The following is a 13,959-nucleotide window of genomic DNA, read 5'->3' as shown; positions in this document are numbered from 1 at the left end:
TGTTTATCTTGCGGTTCTATCTACATCAAGTTTTTACTCGCACTGAGCATAGAACAGCGGCACAGAGTGCGATGGGAGTACGTATGCAATCAAGTTCGTCTTCATTTTCAAGCTACCTTCCTCGCACCGTAATACGCGGGCTTGCAGTTATTGGTGGTGCTTTCATTCTAGCAGCCTGCGGTGGTGGCGGAGGCGGAGATGGTGACTCTAGTGGTGGGGGATCTGGCAATGGCAACTTAGTTGTTAATGCAGGCGCTAACGCTACCGTAACGGAAGGCGTGACCTATTCACTAAGTGCACAAGTGAGTGGTGGTGATGGCACGTATACGTACAACTGGAGCGCGTCTCCATCGCTGACCATTACACATGAAGACACCAGCGCTTCTGCAGCGAGCTTCGTTGCGCCGTTAGTTAATAGCGCCACTGAATACACGCTTACCGTCTCGGTAAACGATCAAAGCGGTAATACGGCTAGTGACTTCACGGTAATTACTGTTGCGCCGGTAAACATAGCACCGGAAGCAAGTATTGATGTGCCTGCGTGGGAAGGTCTGCCTGCGAATACTTTTCCAGGCGGCGTTGAAATTATTTTTGATGGCACGGGAAGCAGCGATACTGACTCATCTACGTCCGATGGCGAAATTGCCGATTATGTTTGGTCTCAAACCAGCGGCACTAACGTTATTACGGGGGTGGAAACGAACCTTTCTACCTTAACAATTACTACGCCTATCGCTAACGAGTCTCAGGAGCTCACTTTTCAACTTGAAGTAACTGATAGCGAAGGTGCAACCGACGTAGACACAGTGACAATCTCAGTGCAGTCTGAAACCGAGACACTGCCTGTGGTTGATGCAGGCTTCTCGCAAGGCGTTTTCAGTGGTGAGGTGGTTATTTTGGATGGTGAAGCAAGCACCAGTATTCCCAGTGCTTTACCGCTTACTTATTCTTGGGAGCGCAGTAACAACGTTACATCTAACAATGGGGCAAACACGGGAGTGGCAGCTCGCCCGGTAGATGACAACGATGCACTATCTACGTTTGCTATTGCCCCTTCCGTATCTACCGCGACTGTGGTGGCCTATACACTTACTGTAACCGACGCTAACAACAACAGTGTTGAAGACACCATTAACGTTAGAATACGCCCCATGCCGACGCCGCTATTGAACGACACGGGATTTTTGCAGCAAGCCACCAATAATGCGTTAACAGAGGCGCAGCAAAATGATTTTCCTGGCCAAGACGGACAACGCGGAGCTGATATTATTGAACAGAACGGCTTAATTGAAAAAGCTGGGCGTGGTAAAGCCGGCTTCGACTTTACCCGTTTAAATGCCAATGGCGACGAACAAGACGCCAGCGCAGATACGTGGTCGTGCGTTCGTGACAATGTGACCGGATTGGTGTGGGAAGTTAAAACTGACGATGGGGCATTTCAAGATAAAGACTACACCTATTCTTGGTACAGCGAAGAGGTAAATGGTGGTTTTGAGGGCGACCAGACAGGCGCGAATGCAACGTGCTTATTAACCAGCTGTAATACCTCTGCATATGTACAGGCGGTTAACGCACAAGGGCTGTGTGGTTTTTACGACTGGCGACTACCTACTCACCATGAACTCTTTTCGTTAATGCATTTAGGCATTGCCGACGACGTGGCCATTGATGAAGATTACTTCCCTAACACCGGTGCAGTCTCTACCGAGCCCCTATGGTATTGGACCTCAGTGCCAAGTGCTGATGGGGTAAACAGTGATGATGCACAAAATGCATGGGCATTGGATTTCGATTCAGGTGTCGATAACTTTCTTAATAAGTCATCAGCGGCGCGTGTTCGTCTTGTAAGAGCAGGGAGATAGTCATGAGCAATAAAGTTAATAAATCCGCTCAACGCGTACTGAAAAGCGCAGTGCTAACTACACTCAAAATGGTTGCGGCCTCGACGTTGCTTGCTAGTGCATCGCTTTCAGCTTTCGCTCAAGAGTGCTTGTCTGATGGACTAGAAACCACGCCCAACGATAACTTTGAAGCAGTGACTACCAGTACTTTGTTGGATACCACCACAGATTTAGTATGGAGACGATGTTCCGAAGGGCAAACTTGGGACGGCTCAACTTGCAGTGGTGAAGCGGTGAAGTATACGTGGCAGCAGGCGCTACAACTTGCGCAGCAGGCGAGTAACGAAGACCTGCTAGGATGGCGCTTGCCCAACGTTAAAGAGTTGGCCACTTTAACGGAACGCGACTGCGTACGCCCGGCGATTAATAGCTCGCTTTTTCCTGCAACGCCGCCAGATGATTTTTGGACTTCTACCCCTTCGGCAGATGATCCAGACAGAGCCTGGGTTGTTGCGTTCTTTAATGCGAGCCATTCGATTAAAGAGAAAGACCGTTTCATTTACGTTCGACTGGTGCGCACCTACACCAACGAATAGGTGTAGATAAAGATCTACACCGCTTCGTATTAGTCTTTCGTCTAGTATCTGACCCTTAGACTTTTTATCAACAAAGCACGCTCTATAATGCGTGCTTTGTTTTTTTGGTTTGAACGTCAATTTTAAAGAAAATCGACACTCTTGCTTAGAGCCTGTTGACCTTTGGTGAATAACAAAAGTCTACAGGCCCTAGTATCAAGCTGCGTTTTGAGTAGATTGATAATATCGACATGTTCAACCTGATTTTTAGCACGTTAGACTCATGATGGCTTTTTATTTCCCAGTAAGCTAGCCACAATGTTGGTATGAAAATGATATCGAGCCTTAAGGCTGCCCTTTTTACAATTTGTTTATTCGCTGGACTTAGCACATCGGCGCAGGCTGAATATACCTGTAATATCGATTTTGCTTACGGTATTGCCGTTAATAACGAACAGCTTCGCGTAATGGATAAAACCCGCACCGTAGTTCAGATTAATGACCAAAACCAGCTGTTTGTAGGTGGGCGTTGGCAAACCTTGAATGAGCAAGAACGGCAGTGGCTAGAAGAGTATTCTTCAGGGTTACACTATGTAGTACCAAAAATGATTATTTTGGCCACCGAAGGTGTAGATTTAGCTATTGATACCATTGAGCATGTTTACTTAGGCTTAGTAGGCAGTGATCACGACAGCTATGAGCGTTTGAATGCTGCTATGAAGCGTGTTCAAAACCGCGTGAAAGATAAATTCAGGCATGCGAGTAATCATTATTTTATCGGCCCTGGATCACTCGAAAGCGTTGATGAATTCGTGGATAGTGAAATTGAAGCACAGCTTGAGGAAGCAATTTCTACCTCAGTAGGCGGTATATTATCGGCGATCAGTGGTATCAACACTGGAAGTGGCGAAGTAAATCAAGAGAAAGTAGCGGAAATTACTCGTCAGCTTAATAACGTGGGCGAGCATCTTGATGTGGGTGATAAAGCTACGACATTGCGTAAAAAGGCAGAGTGGTTTTGTGAAAAGCTCAAACGCTTAGACGTAGCGGAAGAGAACCTTCGAGCAAGTGTGCCTGCATTCAAGCCTTACAATATCATTACGCGACATGATAAGAGTGAAAACTAGTTGAAATAAGTATTACGTGTACTAATTCTGGTTAAAGACTGAAAAGCCTGCGTGAGCAGGCTTTTTTGATCTAGCTTTTTGGTTGGCTCTAATGGGCAAGATTATACGAAGCACGACAGCAGAGAGTTGAGATATCTACGTCCTTTAGCAGTTACCTGCCAGTGGCTATCTGAAATAGAAAGCAGCCCTTGGTGATGAGCATCAGACAGTGCGCGTTTAACGTCATCCGTTAACTCAGTACCTGTGAAGTCACTAAAATCACTCATCGGACAAGGCTCAACTAAACGAAACCTATTCATAAAAAACTCAAACGGTAGGTCGTCTGCACTAACCAGCGTTTGCGTATCTAAATACGGGCGGCTCATTTCCATATAGCCCCTTGGATGCTTCACTTTAACGGTACGATGAATTGTGCCGTTAGCGGCATCGGTAATCTTTCCGTGCGCACCGCATCCAATACCTAAGTAATCGCCAAAACGCCAGTAATTCAGGTTATGGCGGCATTGGTGCCCGGCTTTGGCGTAGCCTGAAATTTCGTACTGGTGATAGCCTGCACGCTCTAAGAGGCTGTGGCCTTTTTCCTGTATTTCCCACAGGATGTCGTCGTCTGGCAGTTCTGGCGGCTTTGAATAGAAAGGCGTGTTTGGCTCGATGGTAAGCTGGTACCACGACAAGTGGTAAGGATCGAGCTCAATGCCTTGCTTCAAATCTGCCATAGCATTCTCTACGCTTTGTTCAGGTAGACCATGCATGAGATCTAAATTAAACGTAGGTAGCCCTGCGCTGTGTGCTTGTTTTACCGCATTTTCAGCTTGGCTCTCATCGTGGATACGGCCTAGCACTTTTAAATGCTTCGGCTGAAAGCTTTGAATGCCCACCGATATTCGGTTTACGCCTGCCTGATAAAAGCCCGCAAACTTACCTGCCTCGACGGTGCCTGGGTTGGCTTCCATGGTTATTTCAGCAGTGTCGCTTAAGTTAACCCGCTGTTTGACGCCGTTTAAGATGTCAGCCATGGCCTCGCTTGAAAACAAACTGGGCGTGCCACCGCCTATAAAGATTGTCTCGACAGGGCGGTCGCCAATGCGTTTGGCATCAATGGCTAAATCGTCCAGCAGGTGCGCCACATATTCTTTCTCGGGTAAATCAGATTTAAGCCCGTGAGAGTTAAAGTCACAGTACGGACACTTTTGAACACACCAAGGAATGTGGATATAAAGGCTAAGCGGTGGATTACGCAAAAGTCGCTCTCATATTATCAAGCAAAATCGCTAAGGCGTTGCCGCGATGGCTAATACGGTTCTTTTCGGCTTTCTCCAATTCTGCAGCTGTGCAGCCATGAGTTGGCACGTGAAATACCGGGTCGTAACCAAAACCGTCGTTACCAGAGCGAGCAGTTAAAATTTCACCTTGCCACTTGCCTTGACTAACTAATGGCACAGGGTCGTCAGCATGGCGCATAAACACTAATGTACAGAAGAAATGCGCTTTACGCTGGGTTTCGCCATCTAGGGCAGCTAATAGCTTGTCAATATTGGTGTCATCAGTTGCATCAGCGCCAGCATAGCGGGCTGAATAGATACCGGGTGCACCGCCAAGGGCGTCGACTACTAAGCCTGAGTCGTCAGCAATAGCAGGAAGGCCTGTTACTTGTGCCGCATGACGCGCTTTAATAATGGCATTTTCAACGAATGTTGTGCCTGTTTCAGGCACATCAGATACACCTAATTCTTTTTGCGCCACAACGTCTACGCCGTAATCTGCAAATAAGGATGCAAACTCTCGCACCTTGCCTTGATTACCTGTGGCTAAAACAATTTTTTCTGGGAATTTCATTGTGCCAGACTCCTCGTTTTTTCTTTGCTCCTGAAATAAGCTCGAGCACATTCATCGGGTTACTTTAGGTTATTCAGGACGAAGGTTGGGAGTGGTTTGAGCAAACCCTCTGCCGTAGGGATGCGGCAGCGGAGCGCACATGGATGTGTTTACCGCGTGTTTGCGAAAGCCACTCCCAACCTTCGGCCATCGCATCGCTCACCCTCTACGTGCTCAAGTTTTACTTTTTCTTTTTAGGCTTAGCTTTTGCCTTGGCTTTGTCTTTGGCCTTCACTTTTTTCTTTTTGGGGCCAATCTTAGGCGTTTTGTTTTTGGGGCGTAGCTCGTCAATAACGCGAGCTTTAAGTGGTTCGCCCATGTAACGTGCGGTTTTGGCTACCATGTCAAAATCGTGGGCCTCAACCAAAGATATTGCAGTACCTTTGGCGCCAGCGCGGCCGGTTCTGCCAATGCGGTGAACATAAACGTCGGCTTTGCGCGGCATGTCGAAGTTAATAACATGGCTCACGTTAGGCACATCAATACCGCGGGCAGCAACATCCGTTGCCAGCAAGATAGGTACTTCACCACTTTTGAAACGGGCTAGCGCTGCAATACGTTTGTCTTGTGGCATTTCACCCTGTAGCCAGCACACTGGAATATCTTTCGAGGCTAAGAAGTCCTTAAGCATTTGCAGGCGTTCGCGGGTTTTCACAAACACAACCGCTGACGTCGTTGTTTCTTGCTTCAAAATATTCACCAGCAATGCTTGCTTGTGATTCATGTCGTCAGCAAGGTGATACCACTGATGAATTTTGTTCTTCTCTTTGCGCGATGGGTTCGCTTCAATCACTTCAGGATTGTTAAGAATGTCATGAGCGAAAGTCTTAACGCCTTTGCCTTCAAGCGTGGCAGAGAACAATAGGTTTTGCTTGCGCCAGCGCGCTTCGGCAGCAATTTGGTTAACTACCGTTGAGAAACCCATATCCAACATGCGGTCAGCTTCATCAAGAATTAAACACTCGATATCACGGCAATCTGCGGCTTCTTTTTCGATATGCTCAAGCAAACGACCTGGCGTGGCCACAAGAATATCGAGATTCTTGCTTAAGGTTTCTTTATCGGTACCGTAGTTAATACCACCGGTTATTACCCCGCACACAATTTGTGTATGCTTTGTTATGGCTAGGGCTTGTTCGTAAACCTGTAGCGCTAACTCGCGGGTAGGCGTTAGGATCAAAATACGTGTAGCACCAGGCTGTCTGCGCGGATAATCAAGTAAAAACTGGCATGCAGGCAATAAGAAAGCGGCTGTTTTACCAGTACCTGTAGGAGCAGAGGCCAAGATATCTCGTCCATCCAACGCATGCGGGATAACCAGTTCTTGAATGCTAGTTGGAGTTTCAAACCCCATATCGGCAGCTGCGTGACACAGTGCTTCGTCTAATTCGAGTTCTTCGAAAGTCATAGTATAAAAAACGCTCTAAATGAATGGAGCGTATTGTAGCATTGCTATACCAAAACATTGAGAAAAACTGGCGTTAAATTCGCACTCCGTAGGTAAATACACATTCTGACGCTAACGGGTTGGTACTGTTGGCGTTAAGTAAGTGCAAGTGCGTCAAATCGAGCTTACTCACTTTATCCTCACTTTCAACCCGTGAAATTTCGAAGTAGTAGTTGGCGTACGGTGAATTGGGTTCTTGAAGCTCTAGGTAAGGAAACTGGCGATACTTCCATTTACCCTTTACGTCTTCTGAATATGTGGGCGTTTGAAGTGTGAGGGTATACGTACCGTCTTTATACAGCGTGAGGCGCTCGCCGTTACCACATCCATTGGCGATATAGCTATGGATAAGATCTTGGGCAAGGAGGGTTCCGTGGGGGCGATTGCCGTCAGGAAACACGAACAGCGCCAAAGAGTTTTTAGTATACCAATGATTGCCTTGAGTGAGCGATTGGACACGGTTTATAGAGTAACCCGCATGCTCTGCGATGCTAGTGGTATTGTCGATTGCTTCTGGTGATTGTAGCAGCAATGAATAGAGCAACGTATTTGTAGACACGGATGTAGGAAAATCAAAGTCGTTTACTTCAACATTCAAGCCATGGTCCGTTAACTGTTCAGATAAGGCTTGAACTTTGGACGGCTCAAGATATTTGCCATAAAGGTAGACGGTTGGGGGGCTTGCACATCCACTAACTATAAGGGGAAAAGCTAAAGTTATAAGGTACGTTATTACTGTTTTTTTCACTTAAGAATCTCCAAGCCGATGCCAGATTTTTTCATTTAAAAGGGCGAATCGTTTGTTTAAAGCGAAGCGCGCTTTGAAGCTGTTATTTAACGAGCTGCGAACAAGCAACGAATAACTAGCGAGCAACTGTTGCACAAGAACGCACAAATATAGTTAAGGATTACATTTGTAATCTAAATTAGATAATAGCGACATGCTTAAGTTGTGTAAACGAAAACTTGTTAGCAAAAAGGTGGGGCAAAGGCTGTGAGGGACGGTATAAGCATTAGGTATATCACAGTGATGTAATCAGTGCGCGGTAATCCCAGCTTTGAAGCACGCCATCAGAGGAGAGGGTAACAACATCACCATCCTTGTTAAGTGTAATAGCGTGAGTGGTGGCTTCGCTTGAGTAGCGTTTAATTTCCCATGAGGCTATCTCTTCGCCAGAGTTAGCATGCCATAGCGTTACCACTGATTTGGGTGATGTTGTCATTAGGTAGTCACCGTTTTCTAAAAATAACCCTTTTCGGAAAAAGCGGAAACGTTCCATAAATTGTAGTTCAGACATCACTTCATGGGTGGCGAGATCAATAATTTCGTGGCTGTTCAGCGCATCGGATATAAAAGCTCGCTGAGCTCTATTGTCTAGCACTGAAGCGGTAACTCGACTGCGATATTGCCTTTCCAGCAACACATCGTTTTTGTCTAAATCCCATAGAAACCAGCGCTTATCTATCCCTCCAGAAAACGCATAGTCATCAGAAAAATAGCCGACATGAAGCACTTTCATTGTATTGTGCTGGTATTGCAATGCAGTACCGTTATCAAAATTTAGTAGCAATACGGTACCGTCGGTCATACCAACTAGTGCGCTGTCACCATGGTGGGATAGGGAAGTTGATGACGCTGTGGCGCCGGGATCTTTACCACTAAAATGCCAACTACCTACCACATCACCTGATTGCAAGTTAATCAGTGTAGTGCTCCAATAGCCTGTGAGCGCTAACCATGCCTTGTCTTTGGAAAACGTAATTAGGTGCAGTGACTCTTCATCAAGCACGTCACTATGCCACTTGTAGCGCTCTCGTTTTTCATCAACATCCCAAACAGAAACAGAGGAATCGTCAAAAATGAATGCCGCAAGACGGGCATCGTCTGAAAGCGCAGCATTCCTCACTGGCTCTTGGGTAAAGCGAAACTCGTGAACAGGTAATACGCGCGTCTCTTCAGTGCAACCAGAAAGCGCAAGGAGAACGGTGCAAAGTAAATAAAAAAGTGGTGACGCTAAAGGTGAGAGAAAGCATCCGTTCGTTTTTCTTTCGATCATTGCTTTACCACTATTGATTATTAATCGAGGCAATAGCAGATAACTTTGCTTGGTTAATCGCGTCTTTTATTTCGGGGCCTTTAACGCCGGTGGCAATGATGTCTTGCACGTTCACTTGTTTGGCGGCAGCTAATGCATTTTCGATGCGCTTTTGTTGTTCTTGCCAATCTACGCCTTTGCTATGAGCATAAGGCGCAAAAGCGCTAAGCAATAATGTGAAACGTTCCTCTCTACGCCACGCATCACAGCCATTGAACAGGGCAAGTAAATCGGCGGGCGAGTTCTGCGCGTTCAAAAGAAAGCCTTTGAATTTGCAAGCAAGGCTGACGATTTCACTAACTTGGTTTTGCACTTTGAGCCGACTGCATAACTGTTTCGCTTCTTCCTCATTAAGGTGTGTGAGCAGAGCAGTAAATCTTGTTATCAGCCTAGCGGTTTCTGAATTGCTGCTGTCAGGTAATGGGGTTTCTGAACCCGTGTCTTTAACAAAGCTCTCATTTTTAGCCTTTTCTAGATCTACCGCCGTTTTTAATGTTGCCAAAGCAGTATCTACGTTTCTTTCAAGCTCAGTAAACCAGTCATTAAGACCGTGGGCTTGGTTTAATACAGTGAAAAAAACATGCGGTGTTTTCTCTAAAAGACTACGCTTTGTTTCTTGCCATACCCGCTCAGCACTTAGCGTGCTTAACTCGCCGCTTTGCGCCATAGACTGCATAAGAGCCATGGTTTCAGTGGCGATAGTAAACCCTAAATAAGCATAGCGGGTTGCAAACCGAGCAACGCGAAATACGCGTAGAGGGTCTTCACTAAAGGCTTCAGATACGTGGCGAAGTACGCGGTTTTCTAAATCTTTTTTACCACCATAGGGGTCGGTGAGTTTTCCATAGTTGTCTTGCGCTATCGCATTAACGGTAAGGTCCCGGCGTAACAAATCTTCTTCTAACGTCACCGAGCTTGACGCATCGCATACAAAACCGGTGTAACCTTTTCCTGACTTACGTTCTGTACGTGCAAGTGCATATTCTTCCTGTGTTTTAGGGTGTAAAAAAACAGGAAAGTCTTTGCCTACTTGGGTAAAACCCTGGCTGAGCATTTCTTCTGGCGTGGCGCCCACCACGACATAGTCGCGTTCAACAACTTTTCTGTTTAACAGTGCGTCACGCACTGCGCCACCAACGAGATATACTTGCATGCTCTTCCAACGATTTTTTAGTCAGTAATACTTTTTTAGATTGGGAATACATCGACTTTTGACGTGTAACGAAAATCAACCTTCCCAAGGTAACAGAGGCGCAGTATAGCAATGTTACAAATAAAATTCGTAGCCACATCGTTATGCGCTTTCACTTCAAGGTTGCGTCTGGTAGTTTATTCGTCGTTAAAAATTAAAACAGATAGGCGCTTCAGCAACCATGTATTTGAACTACTTCGGGTTAAATGACAATCCTTTTTCGATTGCGCCTAACCCCGATTATTTGTATATGAGCCCAAGGCACAAAGAGGCTTTGGCCCATTTGACCTTTGGCCTCAGAGAAAGCGGTGGTTTTGTAATGCTCACCGGAGAAGTGGGCACGGGAAAAACAACGGTATCGAGAAAACTGTTGCAGCAGCTACCCGATAATACGCAGGTAGCCATGATTTTGAATCCTACCTTATCCGCCCTTGAGCTATTAGCAACGGTTTGTGATGAGCTAGGCTTGGCTTATACACCTGAAAAAGCAAGCCTTAAGTATTTCACCGATTTGATTTTGTCTAAGTTAGCAGAGAATCATCAGTCAGGCATGAATACGGTACTAATGGTTGATGAAGCGCAGCATCTGTTGCCCGAAGTACTAGAACAACTTCGTTTATTGACCAACCTAGAAACGAATCGTGAAAAACTGTTAAAGGTTGTATTGATAGGTCAGCCTGAGTTACAGCAGTTGCTAAAGCGTAACGAATTACGTCAGCTGGCTCAACGCATTACCGCTCGTTATCATCTGCTGCCCTTAACTGCGCCTGAAGTTAGTGCTTACATAGCACACCGCTTAAGCGTGGCAGAAGGTGATATCAGTATTTTCAGTAAGTCTACATTGCGCGCGGTGCATCAAATTACTGGTGGGATTCCAAGGGTAATTAATTTGCTGTGCGACCGAGCGTTAACCTTATCTTTTACTAAGCAGCATGCGGTTGTGCAAAAGCCTATATTCTTGGCCGCGGCAGAGCAAATTCTAGGTGAAGATGTTGTCAGTCAGCGCGTGCAAAGCCAGCGTAAATGGTATCTCGCATCGGCGTTTGTTTTGGCCATCATATTCGGCTACGGGTTAGGGAGTTTGTATGTCTAATATCGTCGCCATTGACCATTTAAAACCCGGTATGGTGATTGTTCAAATTACCAAGCAAAATGGGCCAGTTAAAATTAGAAAGTCGGGTTTAGTGACAAGCGATGCTATGGTGCAGGGCTTGTCTGAAATGGGCGTGCAAGAGGTCGAAATAGACCCTGAGCAAACCGTGGAAATAGCGCCGACAGTTCATCATAGAACTCAGACCCAAGCTTTGCTTCGGGGCGAGCACGACACTACCGCCAAATTTGATAAATCCCTAAACGAGCAGTTTAATCGAAGCTTGTTCTTACCCACAGTGGAAGGGCTTCCGTCAGCATGGAAGCTTTATACCAAGCAAGTTGCGCTTTTTGCCGTCGTTATTCTTGGCGGGTTATGCATTGGCTTTTCCGCCGCTATGGCAAAACGCTGGTGGCCAATGCTAACTGCACCCGCTTCTGTACCGGTGGCAGACTCTGAAAGCTCAGTTTCACAGGTTGAAGCAAGCGGAGGCGCTTCAGCGCTTACGACCACGCAAAGTAGTAATGAAGCACCAGGCACTTCAAGCAACAAAAGTGAACAGGTATCTTCTAACACTCAGGAAAGTGGGCAAAGCGCAGGTTTAAATGAAACTGCTAACACGGCGGTAAATGCAAACATGAGTAACGGCGGTGCAGCTCAGCAAGGCACGCAAGCGAACGCTATGGTAAATAACCAGTCTGTTGGCAACTTAGCTGCAACGCAAAATACTGATTTAGGTGCAGTTCCAAATACAAACCCAATCACAAATACAAACCCAAACACAACAGGTACTCAGAATCGCTACAATAACGACGTGTCCCAACGTTCTGGCGCCGAGCCAAGTAGTGGATATGAGCGTAGCTCTTCAATGGATACAAGACAAACTGAGACTTCAGGGAATTATGAAGGGAGAGTATTAAATGAAGCTACGTCTCAATCTGACGTATCCGTGTCACCAGAACTCATGGCCCGTTTTAATGCTGCCGTTGAAGCGCTAGACTCAAAGGCACAAGATAATACATCCGCTGAAGAGCAAACAAGGGTGACGGTTAAAGACGAACTACCCCGTGTAGATCAGTTACCCGTTCGCTTGTTAACACGACTTCCAACCATGAACTTTAGCGCGCATATGTATGCGTCTCGTCCTGCCGATAGGTGGGTGAGAGTCAATGGCCGTCAAATAGGTGAGGGCGACTGGATTGCTGATAGAGTGCAAATCGTCAATATTGAAGCGCAACGTGTGGTGCTTGCTTTCGAAGATGAGATTTTTACTATGGCAGCATTAACCGATTGGTAATTACTATCTGTTAGTTCCAAAAAAACACTAAAAAGGCCCTTTGAAAAAAGGGCCTTTCGCTGGTTATACTTTGTGTTTTACAGCGGCATCTGATTGATGAAAACGTCTTTAAAGAATTTTGGTAAGTTCAAACTAAACTCTTCGGGGCGAACGCCTGACACAATCTCATCGTCGTACTGACTTAAATCAACGCGTTTCACTTCATTGAAATGCTGCGACGTCACGCTGTAAAAGGTCATAACGTGAGGGCTTACGGGGTCTTTAGGGTTAATCTTGCTCACAATACCTAATTTACCGCTCTTTAACCTCACCAAGGAGCCAACAGGGTGCACGCCAATACACTGAATAAATTGTTTTACCAATTCTTGGTCTAAGTTCTCTGTCGCAGTTAGTCGCTTTAGCGCCTGAGTAGGCGTGATACTGTTTTTGTGCGTACGATTAGATGTCATGGCATCGTATGCATCCACAATGGCAGCAATACGCGAGAACTCTGAGATTTCGTCACCAACCAATCCTCTCGGGTAGCCACTTCCATCGACGCGCTCGTGGTGCTCTTCAATGATGCGTAGCGATAGGTCAGAAATATCGCCACACTGTTCAACTAGGTCAGCACCAATTTCAACGTGAGTTTTCATCACTTCCCAATCATCACTGGAAAATTCGCCTGTATTATTGCGAATTTCATCTGGCAGGGAAGACATGCCGATATCCATCAATAGGGCACCTAAACTCACTTGCTCTGTGGTATCTCTGTCATAGCCAAGAAACTCACAGAAAATGCCGCTTAGTACACTGCAATTAATACTGTGCTCAAGAAGGTACTGGTCGGTATCCTTGATCATAGTCAGGCAGCTCAGCGCATCTTTATTATCAAATACACTTTCGATCAGGCTTTGCGACAGCGACTCCATGGGAGACAAATCTTTTACCGCCCCATTTTTAAGCGACTTTAAAAAGCTGCTTTGAATGGCAATTGCGCTGCTGTAAAGCTCGTTGGCTTCGTTAATTGAATCACGACCCACTGGCTTAACAACCGGTTTAGTCACTTCAGGCTCTTTTTCTTTAGCTGGCTCGGGTGGCACAGCGGGCTCGGGCAGCTTAGATTTCGCAAGATCTACTTCGACGCTTAAAATACCTTTCGATTTTAGACTATCAATAATGGCTTGGGTTTTCACAATGCCTTTAGAGCGCATTTTAAGTGAACCTGTTTGTTCAAGTACTTGATTGACGTACATTCCTGGCTGCAAATCATCAATGGGTACCTGTTCTAGCATTATCTCTCCTGTGAGGCACAACGTTGCCATAGCCTTCAATTACAATAGAAACGAATAGTACGATATTCCAGTGAAAAAAGTGAGGAGTTTATTAGTCTTTAGTATAGCTAGAGTCGGCGAATGTAGGATTACCGAATTCGTGAGA

The 13,959-nt window shown here is 46.0% G+C and carries 12 protein-coding genes; 5 read left to right on the top strand and 7 right to left on the bottom strand.

Annotated elements, in window-relative coordinates:
• The first annotated feature begins 83 nt into the window (after window positions 1-83).
• The 3 genes from QVA83_RS00640 (at window position 84) to QVA83_RS00630 (ending at window position 3,543) form a co-directional block, all read left to right on the top strand.
• Entirely contained in the window at window positions 84-1,862 is a 1,779-nt protein-coding gene (locus tag QVA83_RS00640) for an Lcl C-terminal domain-containing protein (RefSeq protein ID WP_039224958.1), read from the top strand.
• Between the two features lie 2 nt (window positions 1,863-1,864).
• Window positions 1,865-2,437: an Lcl C-terminal domain-containing protein gene (locus QVA83_RS00635; RefSeq protein ID WP_014948472.1), complete on the top strand. Its 573-nt coding sequence runs from the start codon at window positions 1,865-1,867 to the stop codon at window positions 2,435-2,437.
• Window positions 2,438-2,748: 311 nt separating this feature from the next.
• The gene (locus QVA83_RS00630; protein ID WP_014975812.1) at window positions 2,749-3,543 is read left to right on the top strand and encodes a YggN family protein; all 795 of its coding nucleotides are present in this window, start codon (window positions 2,749-2,751) and stop codon (window positions 3,541-3,543) included.
• 101 nt (window positions 3,544-3,644) lie between these two features.
• On the opposite strand, the gene hemW is transcribed toward QVA83_RS00630, so the two are convergent.
• The 6 genes from hemW to QVA83_RS00600 form a co-directional block, all read right to left on the bottom strand.
• Window positions 3,645-4,784 carry a radical SAM family heme chaperone HemW gene (gene hemW, locus QVA83_RS00625; RefSeq protein WP_156077975.1) on the bottom strand — a complete coding sequence of 380 codons (1,140 nt, stop codon included), beginning with the start codon at window positions 4,782-4,784 and terminating at the stop codon, window positions 3,645-3,647.
• Complete coding sequence (locus QVA83_RS00620) at window positions 4,777-5,379, bottom strand: XTP/dITP diphosphatase (RefSeq protein WP_014948475.1); 603 nt, start codon at window positions 5,377-5,379, stop codon at window positions 4,777-4,779. Before QVA83_RS00620 ends, hemW begins: the two co-directional genes overlap by 8 nt.
• Before the next feature lie 220 nt (window positions 5,380-5,599).
• On the bottom strand, window positions 5,600-6,826 hold the full coding sequence (gene srmB, locus QVA83_RS00615; RefSeq protein ID WP_014948476.1) for an ATP-dependent RNA helicase SrmB: 1,227 nt from the start codon (window positions 6,824-6,826) through the stop codon (window positions 5,600-5,602).
• Window positions 6,827-6,899: 73 nt separating this feature from the next.
• Window positions 6,900-7,613 carry a hypothetical protein gene (locus QVA83_RS00610; RefSeq protein WP_156077976.1) on the bottom strand — a complete coding sequence of 238 codons (714 nt, stop codon included), beginning with the start codon at window positions 7,611-7,613 and terminating at the stop codon, window positions 6,900-6,902.
• A gap of 274 nt (window positions 7,614-7,887) precedes the next feature.
• Window positions 7,888-8,922, bottom strand: coding sequence for a WD40 repeat domain-containing protein (locus QVA83_RS00605; protein ID WP_156077977.1), 1,035 nt, complete (start codon window positions 8,920-8,922; stop codon window positions 7,888-7,890).
• Between the two features lie 10 nt (window positions 8,923-8,932).
• Window positions 8,933-10,114 (bottom strand): tRNA nucleotidyltransferase/poly(A) polymerase-related protein, encoded by a 1,182-nt coding sequence (locus QVA83_RS00600; protein WP_156077978.1) that lies wholly within the window; start codon window positions 10,112-10,114, stop codon window positions 8,933-8,935.
• Between the two features lie 220 nt (window positions 10,115-10,334).
• Here QVA83_RS00600 and QVA83_RS00595 point away from each other — a divergent pair, with 220 nt between their 5' ends.
• Both QVA83_RS00595 and QVA83_RS00590 read left to right on the top strand, forming a co-directional pair.
• On the top strand, window positions 10,335-11,246 hold the full coding sequence (locus tag QVA83_RS00595) for an ExeA family protein (protein ID WP_014948480.1): 912 nt from the start codon (window positions 10,335-10,337) through the stop codon (window positions 11,244-11,246).
• A complete protein-coding gene (locus QVA83_RS00590) occupies window positions 11,239-12,540 on the top strand; it encodes a general secretion pathway protein GspB (RefSeq protein ID WP_287498001.1) in 1,302 nt (433 codons plus the stop codon). Before QVA83_RS00595 ends, QVA83_RS00590 begins: the two co-directional genes overlap by 8 nt.
• Before the next feature lie 77 nt (window positions 12,541-12,617).
• Here the strand turns inward: QVA83_RS00590 and QVA83_RS00585 are convergent, their stop codons facing one another.
• Window positions 12,618-13,814 carry an HD-GYP domain-containing protein gene (locus QVA83_RS00585; RefSeq protein WP_156077980.1) on the bottom strand — a complete coding sequence of 399 codons (1,197 nt, stop codon included), beginning with the start codon at window positions 13,812-13,814 and terminating at the stop codon, window positions 12,618-12,620.
• Window positions 13,815-13,959 lie beyond the last annotated feature (145 nt).

The sequence above is a fragment of the Alteromonas sp. AO-Serp genome, assembly GCF_017849675.1.
In the GTDB taxonomy this organism is placed as follows: Bacteria; Pseudomonadota; Gammaproteobacteria; order Enterobacterales; family Alteromonadaceae; genus Alteromonas; species Alteromonas macleodii.
This window is presented reverse-complemented; position numbering and strand designations above follow the sequence as displayed.